The following is a 16,964-nucleotide window of genomic DNA, read 5'->3' as shown; positions in this document are numbered from 1 at the left end:
TAAAGAAAAATGAAGTAAAGCCGTTTAAACTCGCAATTTAATAAGTAATCTGTTGCTTTAGTCGACTAGTGTCCAGTATTAGGGGGTTAGACCGAATTGTGGCCTATATAGGCCATTTCGCGACAAATGGGTTCAAATTGTTGTACAAACTACAACTTGAAGTTGCGAAATAGCCTTTGGGCGTGTGAATTGTTGTAGAGAATACAACATTAGCAATCATTATAACCGATTTGACCTCACGAAAGCTGGATGACTCTAAAATCGAATTTTGGAGTTATGTCTACCTGTTGTGAGGAGGTGAGAAGGCATAATGAATGAATCGACAGTCTCGAAGGTGATAAACCCGGCTCTGCTGCAGTTTGGCAATGGAACCGGGTTTTATGTTTTAACTCCTAAGGTTTGAAGGTTTCTAAGTCGTAGGCGTTATACGCCGGGTTAATCCCCAAAAGAGCAGGGCTAAGGCGCTTACTGAGGCACCCAGCAAGCATACGCCGATCCAGCCAGCGTATGAGAAAACAACAGTTGAAGAAATTGAACCGACGGCACTGCCGATGGAATAGAAGATCATGTAGCCAGCAGTGAGACGGCTGCGTGCCTCTGGACGTACGTTCAAAATCATGCTCTGATTGGTTACGTGCACAGCCTGCACCGCGAGATCCAGAGCGACAACTCCGACTATTAATGCCCACAGTGAGTTCTCAGCTAAGCTGATTGGCAACCATGATCCTAGAAGCAGAACTAGAGCTATACCGGTTGTTCGCTGACCTAGTCCGCGATCGGCCACACGTCCTGCCCGTGCAGCTGCTAGCGCTCCGGCAACACCTGCTAGGCCAAACGACCCGATTGCAGTATGTGAAAGAGATAATGGCGGTGCGCTGAGCGGCAGTACTAGCGAAGTCCATAAAATGCTGAATGCAGTAAAGATCAGCAGACAGATGACGGCACGTATACGCAGTATTGGTTCTTGAATGAACAGAGTGAACACGGAACGCAACAATTGCGGATAGGATAGGGGAGCTTTTACTTTATCGTGGTGTGGCAGCATCCGAAATAAAGCGATAGCCATTAAAAGCGTCATTACTGCGGAGACATCATAGACGGCACGCCATCCAGCGAGATCCGTCAGTACACCAGCGATGGTACGCGCCAATAGAATGCCGATCACGACACCGCTTGTCACCAAGCCAACCACACGGCCACGATCGTTCGGCGGAGCCAAAGTTGCAGCGAACGCAACAAGCACCTGTACCACTACGGCAAACAGCCCTACTACAGCCATACCTCCAAGGAGTACAGCACTTGTGGGCGCAATGCTTACCGTGAACAGTGCTAATACGGAGACTAGCAGCATACGGACAACCAAGCGACGTCGATCAAATAGATCCCCAAGCGGCACAAGAAATAGAAGTCCCAATGCATAGCAAATCTGAGTGATTGTAATAATTATGCCTACGAACGAATGACTGATGCCGAACTCCTTAGCAATAATGTCGAGAAGCGGTTGTGCGAAATAGATGTTGGCGACAGCAAGCCCGCTGGCGACTGCTAACAAGAGCGTGGCCGAGCGTGAAAGCGATGAATTGATATCCGATTCGGATACGTCGGACTCGCTTCGTACTTTTTTCACTTCTACACCGCTTGCATCCCCGACGTCTATATGTTCTTCAAGCTTCTCCATTGTTCACGCTCCTTGGCTGAATTTAGTTTTATTAATAACGTACTGATCAGTACGTTATTATAAGGAAAAACATACGACAATTGACTCTTATTGTCAACGATTTGACATTTAAATGCTGGAAAATATAAAATAATATCATACTGATCGTTATGGAAAGAAGGAATAATATGGCTAGGCTCCGTGAATTTGATGAGCAAAAGGCTTTAGATGCAGCTATGCATGTATTTTGGGAAAAAGGATTCGAGGCAACCTCGTTAAGCGATTTGACATCCAAAATGGGTATCCAGCGACCAAGCATTTACTCGGCATTTGGTGATAAAAAGGAACTGTTTGAAGCTGCGCTGCGAAAATATACACAGTTTCACGCTTCTAATGTTAGAGCGCGACTTCAAAAAAAGTCATCAGTGATAGAAGCATTTCGTTCCTATTTTGAAAGTATAGTGGCTGAAGAATACGAGGAGGGGCCCAAGCCCAATCGGGGTTGTTTTTGCCTGAACACGATGGTCGAACTTGCACCTCATGATACCAAATTTGCAATACTCACAAGAGAGCATCAGATGTATCTATCCGCTATATTTCAAGAAACGATTGAGCGAGGCATACGATCAGGTGAGCTTGATAACGCTACGAATCCATTAGCCTTAGCGCAGACACTTGTTGTCTCGTTAATCGGTCTTACAGTTATGATGAAATCACGTCCAGATCGCTCATTTATGAATAATTCTGTAGAATCCATTCTTACATTGCTCAAATAGGACGTAAAAAAACGGGCTTTCGCCCGTTTTGAAATCGTAGTTTTCTTACGACACCATTTATTTTTTGGTTACTGACGTGTACCACTCGTTGACTTCCTTCGTTGTCTGATCACCGCCATTAGCCTTCCAACTAGCGACGAATTCGTCAAACGCATTCACCGGCAATTTGCCATAGATGATTTTGTTGAATGTTTCCATTTCAGACTGACGCAGAAGGTTCCATTTCGAGATCATGGTCGGTGTCGCCGCACCGGTGAAATAGTTTTGCTTGCGAATGTCCATTTGTGACATGACGACTTTCGCAGCGTACCAGTTTTCAGGTTTGCGGAAATCTGCAATCTGCTTCTCATAAGGAGTTTCCGGCTTTTTGCCGTCCGCAAGCTTAACAAGCGTCTTCATATATAGATCCGGAATCCGCGCCGGTCCGGTTATGAATGTGAAGTCATTGCTGAAGTCTTTGATTTTGTCTTTATCACTAGTCGGTTTTCCATCCACGATGTCCCAATCATAGCCTTGGGCAAAGCCGTTTTCGAATTTGCTGCCGATTGGTGGGTTGGCCAAGTTGTCAAGCATGTAGTTGTAATACAGGAAGATGGCTTCCGGATGTTTAGCGTCTTTATTAATCATGAAGCTGCTGTTCACGCCAGAATTTTGCCATTTCGTGCCTGCCAGTCCATCTGGACCTGCTGGAACCGGATAGGCTTTATATTTCGAATTTTTTACATTCTTGATCAAATCCGGAGCCGGCCAGTCAGGAACCCAGTTTGCTCCAGGCAATACACCTGCATTTCCTTTTGTCCAGATCTCAGCAGATTTACCTTCGTCCCACAGAGCTGCATCAGGATGAATATAGCCTTTGTTCATCCATTCTTGAAGTTTCGCTAGCGCTTTCTTGGCCCCTGGGTTGATAGACCCATATTCAAGATTGCCATTTGCGTCTTTGTTCCATTGCTCCTCAACAGAGCCGTATGCCCCGAACAGCCAATCGAGTCCGCCCATCCATGTGTTCGTATTGTTTTTCAAGGAAATCGCGAGCGGATAGACATCCTTAGCAGCAAGCCCGTCCGGGTTCTGATTTTTGAATTTGTCCATCACGTTCTCTAAATCTGCGATCGTCTTGGGAGCCGTAAGATTCAGCTTCTCCATCCAATCTTCCCGGAGCCATAACATCGTATCGTCATTGTCGGTATATTCCAGAATTGGCAGGTTGTACTTCTTGCCATTTCTTGTGAAAGGGTACCATAGTTCTGGATGTTGAACGGTATGGTCTTTCCAAGTTTTGTTGGCGTACTTCTCAAACAACGCGTCAATGGCAACAAACTGGCCGGAATCGATCAATTGGTTGGTTAGTACGGGATCCGTTGGTACGAATACGAAATCTGGCAGTTTCTCGCCGGAAGCAATTGCAAGCTGAAGCTTCTGCTTATATTGATCCCCGCCAGCAGGGTACCAAGTATCTTTATGCTTGATACCTAGCGTCTCCAACATCCAACGATCGTGGACATTGTTCTCTTTGGTGTCGCCTTTGACGTACTTCTTTGGCGGGGCAAACATGACGACGGTGCTAATCTCAATTGGCGGATCGTATTTGCCTTTGGTGAATCCGGCATCGGATGCAGCGGTATCTTTTGAACCGGTAGTGACTGGCTTCTCACCAGACTTTCCGCTACAAGCCGAGATCACGATGAGTGAAGTGGCTACGAGCAGCAAGCATGATTTTTTGAGTTTACTCATTTTTGATTTCCCCCTACGGTGTAAAATTACTACAGTGTTAACTCTACCAACTTATTGGGGAAGGTATCTATATGATTATTTTAGTTTCCGTAAGACTTTGTTAGGCAATTAATTACCGTCTCTAAATTCTTGCGGTGTTACACCGAACTGGCGTTTAAACACTTTGATAAAGTAAGCCGGATCCAAATAACCGACTTCCGTGCTGATTTGATACACTTTTTTGTCGGTTGTCTTTAGCAAATGACAAGCACGCTCCATTCGCAGAGAGGACATGTAATCGCTTATCCCTTCACCGGTTTCAATCTTATAAATTTTGGATAAATGTGTCGGGTGTAAATTAACGTGGTCTGCAAGCGCACGCAGCGAAACATCGAGATGAAGGTTTTTCTCCGCAAAATCCTGGACTTTCTTTACATACAGGGATCGTATATCTTTGATTTCATTTGATGCATTCTCTTTTAGCTTGCCAAGCACGCCGAGAGACCACTTTCTAAGCTTGCTAATGGAGGAAAAAGCCTCTCCGCTCTGCAAGGATTCAATCTCTGATCCAATTAAGTTGGCCAATGTGTAGCCGTTCCGATGCGCTATATGCGTGAAGGAAGAAGCGATTGAAAATCCAGCCTCCATACAGTGCTCCCAGGATTCGGACCATCTATCATCAAGCTCCGCGAACACCGTCCCTAGTTTATCTTCCGCCGCATCCCAACGCCCGACCTCGAGCAGGTTAATCAAAGTAGGAGGCATATGGATCGCATCCAAGGTTCCCTTCGAAACGTTTTGCTCGAAATCGCCAACCCGCATGACGAACTCCTGTTCGTCTCCTACAATTTGCCGGAAATAGGCTGATGCCTGTCTATAATGGTCCGGTAACTGGTCCGGAAATTGGAACCACTCCGTAATAACGATGGACAGAGATCCTTTCAAGAATTGTTTCACTTTATACTGAAGCTGCATAGCAAGCTTTTCTAAAATAGTTTCATTCCCAACGTCAGAATGATCTCCCTTGAGCTGAAGCAGAAAAGCAAGATACCCATGCTCTTCCTTAACACCCCAGACTTCTGTAAATTCTCCGATAATCTCTTCGGCCATATTGATGATCGCATATTCCATCAACTGCTGCCCATTGTTTTTATATTGACCGAATTCTTCCTCCATACGGACGAGCAGGAGGGCACAATTGCCATAATGGAACGGTAATTCATAATTCTCTAGCTTCCGACTCCATTCGTCGATGGGCATGCGATGCCCCCGTAAGGCATCAAGCAGCAATTGGCCGCGAAGAAGCGGTAAGTTTTCGCGAAGGGTGTATTGGGTGCGTTCATGGGAGCTAACGCTTTCCCATTCATTATTCAATTGATCGATCGCAGCCTTGACGGCGTCAAACAATTCGTTGTCGGTCGGCGGTTTAAGCAGATAGTCTACTGCCTGATTTCGGACGGCTTCTTTCGTAAACTCAAAATCGGAATGACCGGATAATATAATGCATTTTATTTTTTTGTCAAACATGCGAATTCGCTCTATCAGCTCTATGCCTGTCATTTCAGGCATGAGAATGTCCGATATGACAATATCGATAGGATGCGTCTCGAGGATTTGAAGCGCCTCATGCGCAGAATAAGCTTTATGGACCTGTTCGATGCCGAGCGTATGCCAAGGTTTGTGCATGGATAGGTTGTCTACCCAGTGAGCTTCATCGTCTACTATGATCATTTGCATGTTACGTATCTCCTTGTATGAAGGGATGATGGCGATGTTCTTCTCCCGAGTTTAATTCCCAAATAATTTCTGTTCGAAATCCTCCAAGATGCGATTTCGTGAAATAGAGATAAGAGTTATCTCCGAATTGATGAATGATCCGCTGGTTGGTGTTCCAAAGACCACAGCCCATTTTCTCTTGTAAGGGCTCCAGCATTTTACGATTTAGCGCCATTTGCTGATCTTCCGTCATCCCGGGGCCGTCGTCATCGATATAAATCCTGCAATAGCCGCCTACAATCTCGCCGCTGATTCGAATTTCACCCGATGAATACGATTTCCCAACCCCATGAATGACGGCATTTTCCACAATCGGCTGGAGCAGCAACCGCGGAACTTGTTGGTTCAACAGCTCTTCGGGTATATCGATAAGGTAATAAATTCTGCCATTACGCAGCTTTTGAATGTCTAGGTAGTTGACGATCAGTCGAATTTCTTCGTCGAGACTAGCCGTTTCCCGCTCCATTCGGGTCGTGTAGCGGTAGTATGCGCTTAGATTATACGCCATGGAAACGACGGCCTCTTCGTTCTTCATCTGGGCCATGTTGACAATGTAGCCTAGGCAGTTGTAAAGAAAATGCGGATTAATTTGAGCTTGCAATTGCTTCAAAGTCGCATCCCTAGCCCTGAGTTTCTCATTGAGCACGTTTTCAATTAAGCCTTGAATTTGCTGAGACATATCATTAAATCGATGAAACAGAAATGAAAACTCATTGTGCGCATTTGTCTTGATCCTTACCGAAAAATCCCCCCGCTGTACGCTCTGTAATCCGCGAATTAGCTTTCTAATCGGACGTTGAACGTTCCGGTACAGCAGCACAGAGGAAGAAATACCGACCACAAAAAGCAGGACCATCGATAAATAGAATAGATTGCGGCTGAACGATATCGGTCCTAAGATTTGATCCAGTGGAACAATGTCAACCAAATGCCAGTCCAATTGGGGAGATTTCACAGCACTAACCAAATAATTTTTATTTTCTAATCTCACGACCTGCTGCATCGTATCTTCTAGTGACTGTCCGTCCAAATAATGGATGAGGTCACTTGATAGCTGCGTGGACGCGCTGCGATTCAGAATCGGAGTCTCACCCTTGTGGTAAAAGAAAGGATCTCCTTGACCGCCTGCCTTATAAGTGTCTAGCATATTTTGAATATTTTCATGACCAAAGCTGGCTTCAACCACCAGATTACTTCCACTAAGCGTATCCTGTTGGCCGAAAGAATCCGTATAGAACCAATAAAAGGCCTTCGGATCGCCTTGGGGCACGGTTTCGCCATCCCCATAAGTCCATTTTCCGGTCATATTCTTTTTCAAATATTTCTCATCATACTCGGACGTTTTAATGGCATTAGAAATGGCTTCTTTGTTCTGTTGGGAATACACCGTGTATTTAACCGGCCATATGTTCATAATACCGGACTGCAGCACCATCTTTTCCTGAACCACGTATCTAGTCTGCATCCGATCATAGCGATCTTCCCAGATGTTTAAGCCGTTGAATTTCTGAACATTTGGATCTTTCGAAAAGGTCATGACAAAGTCCATCATCTGATTGATCCTCGAGTCAATTTGGCTGGACAGAAAAGAGAGCTGTTTGATATTAGATACCTGTAGCTCTTTGCCTATAACATTGAATGCGATTCTATTGGAATATGTAAATACGATAATGATAGGGATGAACAAAATGATAATAAGACTGTTCATTTTGGCAAACAGACTAAACCTGGTACCGACCCTTCTTTTGACAAACGCAATACCTCTTTGCAGCTCCATAACCGATCCCCCCAGAAGATATCCCTAACAAAACCCTATCCATCCTAACATTGTCTTATAGTTTATGGGTAGCGTTTGTTGATACTATATATATCAGGGTTTCTCAAAATACACAAATGAGTTTTACGGAACGGGGTAGAGAGCTATGGACGCAAATACAGTACATCAAGTGACCCACAAGGCCACCGAACGTGTGAAAAGGAAAAGCGGCTACAAACAACCATGGATACTTCATCTCATGGTGCTGCCGGCTGTCCTATTGGTTTTTATTTTTTCTTACCTTCCCATGTCGGGGATTGTTATGGCTTTTCAAGATTATAAGTCAGGTTTGGGAATAACAGGCTCACCGTGGGTCGGTTTGAAGCATTTTCGTTATATGTTTGAGAATGATTATTTTTTGAAAATTACGTGGAATACCCTGTTCTTTGCTTGTACCAAGATTGTGATGAATTTAATCATTCCATTTATTTTCGCCTTGTTATTGAATGAAGTAAGGAACATGGGGCTCAAAAGGTCGATCCAAACGCTGGTCTACTTTCCCCACTTTCTTTCATGGGTCACACTCGCAGGGATTCTGATTGATTTGCTTGCCCAGACAGGGCTTGTCAACCAGTTCCTTTCCAGTGTGTTCGGCATTAAGCCGATTTTCTTTCTAGGCGACGGCAATTGGTTCCGATTTACCATTATTTTCAGTGATGTCTGGAAAGAATTTGGGTTCAATACGATTTTCTTCCTAGCGGCGCTCACTGCCATTAATCCAGCGCTGTACGAAGCCGCTGAAGTCGACGGGGCTAGCCGCTTCAAGCAAGCAATGCATATTACCATCCCATCCCTTATTCCGATCGCAATCGTAGTTGCAACTTTAGCTTTGGGCAATGTACTGAATGCGAACTTCGACCAAGTGTTTAACTTGTATAGTCCTCTGATCTATCAGCAGGGTGATATTATCGACACGTTTGTGTACCGGGAAGGTCTTCTTAGCGGGCAATTCAGCTTCGCAACAGCTGTCGGTCTATTCAAATCATTTATCAGCTTAATTTTAATCATCATATCCTATCGTCTTGCTTATAGATTCGCTGGATATCGAATCTTCTAATCGAATGCATACGAGATCAGTTTTTCTGCGAAAACTCTAAGGAGGACAACATATGTACCACAAAACGTTATCTTATCGCATATTTACCGTGTTTAACAATGCGCTGTTGATCATAATCTCTATTCTTTGCCTACTGCCGTTGTTCCACTTACTGATGGTGTCTTTAAGCTCAAACGCTCCCGCCAACGCCGGGTTGGTTACGTTTTGGCCGATCGGTTTTACATTTGATGCCTACGAAAAAACGTTTAACAATGCCCAATTTCTTACATCGCTTGGGGTATCCATTAAACGGACTATCCTTGGAACGGTGCTTGCGATGTTCGTTAACGCCATTGCAGCTTACGCGCTTTCGAAAGATGCTCGCGTCTTTCGCGCTCGCACCGGCTATCTTTGGTATTTTGTCATAACTATGCTGTTCAACGGGGGCCTGATTCCCAACTATATCCTTGTCTATAAGCTTGGTTTGATGAATACGATGTGGGCGCTTATACTGCCTGGAATGGTAGCAGTATATAACCTCATTCTGCTTCTTAACTTCTTCCGTAACGTTCCTAAAGATCTTGAGGAAGCTGCCTTTATTGACGGAGCAGGTCATTTTCGAACCTTCTTCACGATTTACTTGCCCATCTCATTACCAGCCATAGCGACGATTACCTTATTTACGATGGTTGGCCATTGGAACGCTTATTTTGACGGCTTGATCTATATGAAAGATGCTGAACATCTCCCGCTTGCAAGTTTCATGCAAACCATTATTGTTCAAGCAGATATGTCGAAGATTGATCTGTCAGCGGTTGCGAATCAATCTCAACGAACGATTCGGGCATCTCAAATATTTATCGGCGCGTTGCCCATATTGGTGGTCTACGCCTTCCTGCAACGTTTCTTTGTAAAAGGGATCTCTATCGGCGCCGTCAAGGAATGATGGATGAACCAGAAGGGGGCAAGGCTCTCTTATTGAAGATGTAAAAAGAAGAACACTGTGGCCATTATGGCTACAGTGTTCTTCTTTTTTGCCTTCTTACGCCTTCGGCATCTTCCACCGATGACCATCCAAATCAATGAAACCGGCTCCGTACGTCCATCCCTGATCATGAGGCTCACCGTAAATAGTGCCGCCAGCCTGTACCGCTTTCTCTAACATTTGATCTACTTCTTCTTTGCTCTCGGTATCAATGGATAGCAATACTTCGGTACCTTGCTTCGTATCTGCAATATCATTTTTAGTGAAACTTTTGAATGTGGACTCCGGAAAGAGCATCACGATAACTTTGCTATCTCCGATTAGTAAGCCAGCGGCATCATTACTATTGTGATGTCGCGGATGAAAAGAAAATCCAAGGGGGCGGATTGTCGGATTGGTTAGTGAAGGCTCATAACTAGGATCCAATTGAACCGGTGATTAAACCGCTTTCAAATTATTTCACTTTTAATTATGTAAGGAAGAAGATCACAAGATATATCCGTTTTGAGATCAAGGATACATTGCGAAGCTTGCAGCTCATCAATCCCCAGAATACTAGTTAAGTAAAATAGCATGTGATCATAGATCGAGTTGAAATTCTCTAGTTCGTTGGGGTTATCGGACAAATATTTTTGATGTTTCTTAACGAAATTCTCGGTGACAGGATTCAAAATGATATACCTCCAACTGGTTATAAAATCAATCTATCACAATTGGTTAGAGGTTGAATAGGAATTTTTTTATATCTATGTATGACCATATCCATAATAATAATTAGTCCTGTACTTTATTACTTGATTTATCGTCGAATGTGAGGAATTCTAATCGTAAATTGTGAAGTATGCGCTATTTGCGCTCTTTGATAAGTTCTTTAATTTCTTCAAATTGTCTCATGATTTTTTTATAGGTTAGATATCCAAATAGCGCCTTTAGCCCAAAGAAAATAACCGCCCCAATAATAATCAAAATATAATTGTGACTTATGACTTCAATCGCTTGATTTAATTTTTCCAATTGGCGGGCCTCCAAAATATTTCTTATCATGGAACAATTATGGTCAAAGCAGCCCAATGATAAACCACCTAATGGATAGTAAGGAAGTAGAACAGAGCCGCACGGGAAATTCGCCCGACTCTGTTACGAATTTATTTTTGAGTTTGTTCTCCTCTGTGCCCACCATGCCAAGTACCTTGATGCTCTTGATGTGGGCCGGTCCACTGTCCACTATGACCGTGGCTTCCTTGCCGGTGACCACCGTGCATACCATGATAAGGCATTGGATAGTAATGTGGATGATGTGGATATGGAACAGGATAAATGATCACTGGATGATGATGCATATGAGGATGATATGGATGGTATGGGTGATGTGGATGATGAGGGTGGTGTGGATGATGCGGATGGTGTGGATGATGTGGATGATGCGGATGGTGTGGATTAACATGATGACTTTGGTTGTAACTCATTGTTTAATCTCCTCCAAATTTTGATACACCAACCTATGTAGAAATATAATAACTGGATGCTTGACTATAACGATTTGGGCTTTCAAAAGGAACATAAGCAGCACGTTTGCACGTTATAATGTGGAAGTGTTACAACCCTTAACACACCATTCAGTGGTCCAATTACATCACAGCGTCAAGCGTTCAAGTGTATGCTTAAGTGTAACTAGGCACTACGCGGGCAGGATTGCTTAAGCTGCACATGGAACAGAAACAGAAGGGGCAGTTGAGGGACAAAGAATAAAACCTGCTCATGGTTAAAATGACCATAAGCAGGCGAAAGGAATTATTAATAACACAGCAAATAATTCTTTTAACTACCTTCTCTTATCTATTAGGTAAGGTGTGACAATTTGAAAATCTAGTGTATTATTCCAGACGTTATAACCCATACGGTTTCAGTTCTGGGATAAGACTCTGTTGAGAATACCGCTTGGGTTTTTGGATCACCACTTCTAATTACCCAACCACCAGAGATTACCCTCCTACTTGCTCCTGAATCTAAAATGAGTTTCTAGCGAGCCATTAGGTGATTCAAAGTGACTTTTACTGAATTCGGGAGTATCGACGCAGACAAACTTAGCGGTACATTCAGACACCGTGCTCCTACACTCCGTTCCGTCCGCACGGGCGAACTTACAGGGGTTCTCTCCCAAAAAATAAGCACATGACCTGATGGCCATGTGCTTTATTTATTCTCTACGGAGCCTAGGGGGATGTATGAATCTAGATTGAAATGGCTAACGAAGCAGACTCGACGCAGGCGAACTTAGCGGTAAATTCAGACGCCGTGCTCCTGCAGGTGAAGCTGTCCCTATGAAGCTCACTCATCCGTTCGTCCGCGCAGGCGAACCTTCGGGGTTCTCTCCCCACAGCTCCAAATAAAAGAAGCACCACAACCAGTAAGGTTGTGATGCTTCTTTTTAGTATGGAGCCTAGGGGGATCGAACCCCTGACCTCATCGCTGCCAGCGATGCGCTCTCCCAGCTGAGCTAAGGCCCCTCAATGTCGCTTAGTTAATGTCGACTTTTCGTATTATACATGAATTATTCATCTCAAGCAAGTCCTGCATCGGAGAATTTTTCTATAGTTTTTCTTCCCAGCATAACCATTTGACGTTTCTGTTGCAAAGGGCGGCAAACGTTGTTTTCAGCCGGTTATTCATGCTAACCTATTAGAATAAACTAGTTGATCGTGTGGGAGTGTTGGAGAGTGTCGAATGCGGTGTTGTATTGGGTTTTCTTAGGTGTAGCTTTTGTAATTCCGTTTGTCATCGGTGTGTGGTTAATGCGGAAAACGAATCGATTGGGCTTCTCTTTCTGGATAACGACAGCTTTGAATATGGTTATGACGTTGGCTGCTGCGTTTTGGTGGAAGTCTGTGACAGATGATCCGTTCCGCATGATGTTTGGAATGGCCTTTTATGGGGTATCCGCAGTAAATCTGATGGTTATTGAATTTTTTGCTTTATTTAGCATTCGTAAGAAATTGAATCCTTAAGGGGAATGATCCACTCATGTTGAAATCATATTCAAAATTTTATTTCTATTTTTTCTTGATTGCTGCCGTCCTTTGGATGGCGTTTATTTTTTTAAAGTCGGCAGAATCGTACCAGCAGCAGAGCTTGCGGCCGTTGTTGGAATCCAAGCTTTCGGGTGTTCAACTGATGAACTTATTCCCACATTGGGAGTTCTCCTATGACCACCAAAAGATCTCGTGGCAGGATCCCATTGGTGTCGTCGAGTTCTTCATAAGAAAAGCAGGGCATGTTAGCGAGTACGCTGTCCTTGCCCTGCTCTGGTCCTTAGCACTGCTGGCGAAGCCTGTAAAAGTGGTCATGGCACTGCTCACCTCCTCCATCATTTCGTTAGTTTATGCGGCTTCCGATGAATGGCATCAAACTTTTGTAAAGGATCGAACGGGGCATGGGATTGATGTTGCTGTTGATGCCATCGGTATACTTCTGGCCGTTCTCCTCGTCCTAGTGGTTCTCTGGATAAGAACTAGGATTAAACGAAGATGAATAAGTTAGTTAGAAGCATGTAGACTTTTCGTTTTTTAATCGATTTCCATTTCCAATGCTCGCGAGCTTCGCTTTCCAAATCTTGCTGCTGCCATTGCATCAGCTTCTCGGATACGTATAGATCTGTAGGTTGCATACGGTTCACCTTCCTTTCTTTTCCTGTTAGGTCTAGTTTACATCTAGAATAAGGGGAACAAAAAGAGTATAATTCTCTTTAACGATTTCCCCTTTTATGGAAAGGATGTTGAGTATGCAGCTTTTGACCCATTTCTTAGAGCTTCGAGCTAGTTTTGAACATGGGGTAGAACATGAACCACAACCTATAACGTTAGATGAATTGGCAGATAGATTGTATTGTACAACACGTAATGTAAAGATTTTGCTTAAAAAAATGATGGAGCATGGCTGGGTATCCTGGAAGCCTGGAAGAGGAAGAGGTAATGTCTCCGAGCTTACGTTTCTTGTTTCCTCGGAGGATATGATTTCCAAGCAGGCGATGGAGCTGGCGGGCCGAGGCGATTATAAAGGGACGATTGAACTGATACACCAATTGGGCAAGGGAGAGGGGCTGCAGGACTCTTTCATCGATTGGTTGTTCAGTTTTTTTGGTTATCGTGCAGTCGAACTTGAGGAGCGTTACAAGGATACACTACGGTTTCCGGTCTATAAATGGTTGGTGACTTTGGATCCGGCGCACTCTTTTTATGCATTCGACTGTCATCTCATTAATCAAATATTTGACACACTGATTGTGTATAATCCGCAAACAAGGATCTTTGAGCCCCATTTGGCGCATTATTGGGAAGTTAGCGAGGATGGCTTATATTATACGTTCTATTTGCGAAAAGGCGTGCTGTTTCATCATGGCAGAGAGATGACAGCGCATGATGTTTTTTACACATTTTCGAGATTGAAAGAGCTTGGTCTTTCGGCATGTCAAGGTTGGATGAGCGAAAGTATTGAGAATATGACGGTACTAAATCGAAGTGCGATTGCTATCGAGTTGATACAGCCGAATGTGCTCTTTTTGCAGCAGTTATCGCATTCCTCGATGGCTATCCTGCCGGAGGATATTTGTCGGGATAACGAGGGAATCTTCGGACGTATGCCCATTGGGACAGGACCATTCAGGCTTGAACGAAATGATGATTATATCTGTAAACTTCGTGCTTTCGATGGATATTTTGGAGTTAGGCCACATCTGGATCAAGTGGAAATCTGGCTTTTGCCGCAGGATTTATCTGAGGTTGGCCCTAGTTGGGATATGGTGCAAGTACTTTGCGACCATACGAATTCCCGTAAGCCTGTTGGTGCTGTCGGTAAAGATACGGAATGGCACCAGATTGAGCAGTCGATTCTCGGCTGCAGCCTGCTCACTTTTAATCAGAATAAAAAAGGGCCTCAGCAGGATACTCGATTCCGCAAAGCGATTGACCTGATTATGGATCGTGATCGAATGATTGAGGAGCTTGGAGGCTTCAGAGAAGCACCTGCCAGCAGTTTTTTACCGATGTTGGATCGCAAAGGAACTGTCTCCGGTTATCGTACTGATTTCGTAGAGGCTAAGCGCCTTCTTGATGAAATGGAGTATGACGGTGAGCCCCTTCACATGTACATTTATAGTAACAACAACGAAGATGCGTTATGGATCTGTGAGCAGTGTATCAAAATTGGAATTAGGATTGAACTGACAACCCGGAGTAAATCAGATATGATGGCGCTGGACACGATCCAAGAAGCGGACCTCATATTCTATCACATTTGTATGGAAAGCGATTATGACCTTCATATTATTCAGACGCTTAAGCAAAGTAACAGCTACGTCCGCGCCCATTTAAATAGCGATCAAATGGCATGGGTTGATGCAGAAATCGATCAAATTCTCCAAAATGCAAGTCAAGAAGCGCGCATATGCAAGCTAAACGAGTTAATTGAAGTGCTTCAGGAGGAGAAATCGTTTCTGTTCGTGCTCCATCGTTCTCAGCAAACCACGTATCATGATTCGATCAAGGGAGTGAGCATTAACGATTTGGGTTGGGTTGATTTTCGAAAAATATGGTTCACTCCAAGCGTTTGATAAATCCTATAAAACTGGAAATACTCTTCTTAATAAAAGGTAACATTAGGAGGGTATGACATGAGGGAAATTAAACAGGCGAACATTGTTCGCTTCACAGAACGCAATGATGTTCGGTGCGCCGATGTCGAAGTTAAAGCCGATGGCACAGAAGGAATTTTACTAGCTGAATTCACGGCCACGAAGGATAACGACTTTGACATGAGACATGTGTACCGCAAAGAAGCATCGAATGAAATCGACTGGTATGATAACAATTTACATGAGGCGTTTAAAGATGTTTCTGAGGAATTGTTCAATAACAAGGATATTGATAAAGAGTGGGGTGAGCGCGAGGCGTTCATAGAAGAAATCCTGTCGTTCGGTTCGATTCGGAAAGAGCTGGAGGAACATTTTCATCGTACTCACACAGCTTCGCTTTTTCATACAGACGATGTGGAAGATCAGACCTTTTTACATTAATAAAAAAATAAACGACCGTTAAGGTCGTCTAGTATATGGTTCGTAGCGGCTTTCCATCGCGTGCCAGCGTGCGTTAGCCACGAAGAAACCTATGAAGACAAAGACGAGAAGACGAATCGGCAGCCAAACTAATTTGAGCTCTTGAAAACTAAGAAATTCGATGACACTAAACAATAACGTGAGTCCGATGCCCCAAGGGAGCAGGCCGAACAGAATTAAATACTTGGATCTTCCCAGTTGTTTTCTTTTGTGCCAAATTTCTTTACGTGGATCGCTCATAGATAAACTCCCTTTTTCTTTTCATTATAGCACCGCTTCAAAAAAATCTCGAATGATGCTCTATCCTTCAGATGAATAGTAAATCGTGGAAGCACTTAGCTGAAGGCTGAGTGCTTTTTTCTTTGAATAGGGATGACCAAACTAGGAAGATTATGGTAGGATAAGGAAGTTGAAAGGAGGGTTTACCGTGCTTACTAAATTACTTGCTTTCGGTTTATTATGGCGTCTTGTTGGCAATCCGTTTCTTGCTCTTCTTATTTTATTAGTCATTCTGTACGTGCTGGATAGAAGATTTATCGGGTTAACACCAAACATTTTCAAGCCATTTCAATTAAGCCGCAGAGCATCTAGATTGCGAAGTGACTTGCACGCTAATCCGCACAATACGTCAGCTAAATTGGAGTTGGCAAGGATTCTAATCGAGCGCAAAAAGTTCAGCGAAGCGCTTCCCTACTTGGAACAAACCCTGTCTATTATGGAAGAATCTGCAGACGTCCACTATGAGATTGGCCTTTGCCACCTTAAGCTAGGAGATCTCATCAAGGGTGAAAGCTATATGCTCAAAGCGGTAGAATTAAATCCACGAGTCAAATTTGGCGAAGCTTATTTACGACTTGGTGAAGCTTTGGCTTCATCGTCACCAGTGAGAGCGGCGCAATACATCGAGCAATTCCGAGACCTGCATTCTTCGTCGGTTGAAGCTTACTACCGTCTTGGCCAGCTGTACCAGCAGCTCGGCCGCGGAGAAGATGCTAAGCGCGCTTACCGCGAAGCGCTGGATATTCACCGCGGCTTGCCGCGTTACAGCCGCAGACAGCAGCGGCGATGGGCGCTATTAGCCCGCTTTAAATGAAAGAAG

Annotated in this window: 16 protein-coding genes and 1 tRNA gene; 8 read left to right on the top strand and 9 right to left on the bottom strand. The window is 44.0% G+C overall.

What is annotated here, in order from left to right:
• Positions 1–409 precede the first annotated feature (409 nt).
• Complete coding sequence (locus tag ASD40_RS31510) at positions 410–1,678, bottom strand: MFS transporter (RefSeq protein ID WP_057307052.1); 1,269 nt, start codon at positions 1,676–1,678, stop codon at positions 410–412.
• Between the two features lie 167 nt (positions 1,679–1,845).
• On the opposite strand from ASD40_RS31510, the gene ASD40_RS31505 reads away from it, so the two are divergent.
• Positions 1,846–2,433 (top strand): TetR/AcrR family transcriptional regulator, encoded by a 588-nt coding sequence (locus tag ASD40_RS31505; protein ID WP_057307051.1) that lies wholly within the window; start codon positions 1,846–1,848, stop codon positions 2,431–2,433.
• A gap of 57 nt (positions 2,434–2,490) precedes the next feature.
• Here the strand turns inward: ASD40_RS31505 and ASD40_RS31500 are convergent, their stop codons facing one another.
• The 3 genes from ASD40_RS31500 to ASD40_RS31490 all read right to left on the bottom strand — a co-directional run bounded on the left by ASD40_RS31500 (position 2,491) and on the right by ASD40_RS31490 (position 7,699).
• A complete protein-coding gene (locus ASD40_RS31500) occupies positions 2,491–4,167 on the bottom strand; it encodes an extracellular solute-binding protein (protein WP_057307050.1) in 1,677 nt (558 codons plus the stop codon).
• A gap of 108 nt (positions 4,168–4,275) precedes the next feature.
• On the bottom strand, positions 4,276–5,883 hold the full coding sequence (locus ASD40_RS31495; RefSeq protein WP_057307049.1) for a response regulator transcription factor: 1,608 nt from the start codon (positions 5,881–5,883) through the stop codon (positions 4,276–4,278).
• Between the two features lies 1 nt (position 5,884).
• Positions 5,885–7,699, bottom strand: a complete 1,815-nt coding sequence (locus ASD40_RS31490; RefSeq protein WP_057307048.1) for a sensor histidine kinase — start codon at positions 7,697–7,699, stop codon at positions 5,885–5,887.
• Positions 7,700–7,844: 145 nt separating this feature from the next.
• Between ASD40_RS31490 and ASD40_RS31485 the strand changes: the two genes are divergently transcribed.
• On the top strand, positions 7,845–8,795 hold the full coding sequence (locus ASD40_RS31485; RefSeq protein WP_057307047.1) for an ABC transporter permease: 951 nt from the start codon (positions 7,845–7,847) through the stop codon (positions 8,793–8,795).
• 52 nt (positions 8,796–8,847) lie between these two features.
• Positions 8,848–9,720 carry a carbohydrate ABC transporter permease gene (locus ASD40_RS31480; protein WP_057307046.1) on the top strand — a complete coding sequence of 291 codons (873 nt, stop codon included), beginning with the start codon at positions 8,848–8,850 and terminating at the stop codon, positions 9,718–9,720.
• Between the two features lie 96 nt (positions 9,721–9,816).
• Here ASD40_RS31480 and ASD40_RS31475 read toward each other — a convergent pair whose 3' ends face one another.
• From ASD40_RS31475 to ASD40_RS31460, 3 genes are all read right to left on the bottom strand, one after another.
• A complete protein-coding gene (locus ASD40_RS31475) occupies positions 9,817–10,056 on the bottom strand; it encodes a VOC family protein (RefSeq protein ID WP_327205315.1) in 240 nt (79 codons plus the stop codon).
• A gap of 549 nt (positions 10,057–10,605) precedes the next feature.
• Positions 10,606–10,773, bottom strand: a complete 168-nt coding sequence (locus tag ASD40_RS31465; protein ID WP_235549452.1) for a hypothetical protein — start codon at positions 10,771–10,773, stop codon at positions 10,606–10,608.
• Between the two features lie 1,420 nt (positions 10,774–12,193).
• Positions 12,194–12,266 (bottom strand) — tRNA-Ala (locus tag ASD40_RS31460).
• 210 nt (positions 12,267–12,476) lie between these two features.
• Here ASD40_RS31460 and ASD40_RS31455 point away from each other — a divergent pair.
• Together ASD40_RS31455 and ASD40_RS31450 are read left to right on the top strand one after the other, a co-directional pair.
• A complete protein-coding gene (locus ASD40_RS31455) occupies positions 12,477–12,764 on the top strand; it encodes a hypothetical protein (protein WP_057307042.1) in 288 nt (95 codons plus the stop codon).
• 16 nt (positions 12,765–12,780) lie between these two features.
• Entirely contained in the window at positions 12,781–13,287 is a 507-nt protein-coding gene (locus tag ASD40_RS31450; RefSeq protein WP_057307041.1) for a VanZ family protein, read from the top strand.
• On the opposite strand, the gene ASD40_RS37615 is transcribed toward ASD40_RS31450, so the two are convergent.
• Entirely contained in the window at positions 13,274–13,423 is a 150-nt protein-coding gene (locus ASD40_RS37615) for a hypothetical protein (RefSeq protein WP_156390249.1), read from the bottom strand. The genes ASD40_RS31450 and ASD40_RS37615 overlap by 14 nt on opposite strands.
• A 114-nt stretch (positions 13,424–13,537) precedes the next feature.
• On the opposite strand from ASD40_RS37615, the gene ASD40_RS31445 reads away from it, so the two are divergent.
• Positions 13,538–15,364 (top strand): SgrR family transcriptional regulator, encoded by a 1,827-nt coding sequence (locus tag ASD40_RS31445; protein ID WP_057307040.1) that lies wholly within the window; start codon positions 13,538–13,540, stop codon positions 15,362–15,364.
• Positions 15,365–15,424: 60 nt separating this feature from the next.
• The gene (locus tag ASD40_RS31440; RefSeq protein ID WP_057307039.1) at positions 15,425–15,826 is read left to right on the top strand and encodes a hypothetical protein; all 402 of its coding nucleotides are present in this window, start codon (positions 15,425–15,427) and stop codon (positions 15,824–15,826) included.
• Between the two features lie 18 nt (positions 15,827–15,844).
• Here the strand turns inward: ASD40_RS31440 and ASD40_RS31435 are convergent, their stop codons facing one another.
• Positions 15,845–16,105 (bottom strand): hypothetical protein, encoded by a 261-nt coding sequence (locus tag ASD40_RS31435; RefSeq protein ID WP_057307038.1) that lies wholly within the window; start codon positions 16,103–16,105, stop codon positions 15,845–15,847.
• A 187-nt stretch (positions 16,106–16,292) separates the two neighbouring features.
• Here ASD40_RS31435 and ASD40_RS31430 point away from each other — a divergent pair, with 187 nt between their 5' ends.
• A complete protein-coding gene (locus tag ASD40_RS31430) occupies positions 16,293–16,958 on the top strand; it encodes a tetratricopeptide repeat protein (RefSeq protein ID WP_057307037.1) in 666 nt (221 codons plus the stop codon).
• Positions 16,959–16,964: the final 6 nt, after the last annotated feature.

This window comes from Paenibacillus sp. Root444D2 (genome assembly GCF_001426375.1).
In the GTDB taxonomy this organism is placed as follows: domain Bacteria; phylum Bacillota; class Bacilli; order Paenibacillales; family NBRC-103111; genus Paenibacillus_E.
This window is presented reverse-complemented; position numbering and strand designations above follow the sequence as displayed.

What these genes read in the sequence shown, in the direction of transcription:
- ASD40_RS31490 (WP_057307048.1), bottom strand. Translation starts at nt 7,699, where the DNA reads ATGGAGCTGCAAAGAGGTATTGCGTTTGTCAAAAGAAGGGTCGGTACC.
- ASD40_RS31495 (WP_057307049.1), bottom strand. Translation starts at nt 5,883, where the DNA reads ATGCAAATGATCATAGTAGACGATGAAGCTCACTGGGTAGACAACCTA.
- ASD40_RS31480 (WP_057307046.1), top strand. Translation starts at nt 8,848, where the DNA reads ATGTACCACAAAACGTTATCTTATCGCATATTTACCGTGTTTAACAAT.
- ASD40_RS31485 (WP_057307047.1), top strand. Translation starts at nt 7,845, where the DNA reads ATGGACGCAAATACAGTACATCAAGTGACCCACAAGGCCACCGAACGT.
- ASD40_RS31440 (WP_057307039.1), top strand. Translation starts at nt 15,425, where the DNA reads ATGAGGGAAATTAAACAGGCGAACATTGTTCGCTTCACAGAACGCAAT.
- ASD40_RS31510 (WP_057307052.1), bottom strand. Translation starts at nt 1,678, where the DNA reads ATGGAGAAGCTTGAAGAACATATAGACGTCGGGGATGCAAGCGGTGTA.
- ASD40_RS31500 (WP_057307050.1), bottom strand. Translation starts at nt 4,167, where the DNA reads ATGAGTAAACTCAAAAAATCATGCTTGCTGCTCGTAGCCACTTCACTC.
- ASD40_RS31445 (WP_057307040.1), top strand. Translation starts at nt 13,538, where the DNA reads ATGCAGCTTTTGACCCATTTCTTAGAGCTTCGAGCTAGTTTTGAACAT.
- ASD40_RS31475 (WP_327205315.1), bottom strand. Translation starts at nt 10,056, where the DNA reads ATGCTCTTTCCGGAGTCCACATTCAAAAGTTTCACTAAAAATGATATT.
- ASD40_RS31505 (WP_057307051.1), top strand. Translation starts at nt 1,846, where the DNA reads ATGGCTAGGCTCCGTGAATTTGATGAGCAAAAGGCTTTAGATGCAGCT.
- ASD40_RS37615 (WP_156390249.1), bottom strand. Translation starts at nt 13,423, where the DNA reads ATGCAACCTACAGATCTATACGTATCCGAGAAGCTGATGCAATGGCAG.
- ASD40_RS31450 (WP_057307041.1), top strand. Translation starts at nt 12,781, where the DNA reads ATGTTGAAATCATATTCAAAATTTTATTTCTATTTTTTCTTGATTGCT.
- ASD40_RS31435 (WP_057307038.1), bottom strand. Translation starts at nt 16,105, where the DNA reads ATGAGCGATCCACGTAAAGAAATTTGGCACAAAAGAAAACAACTGGGA.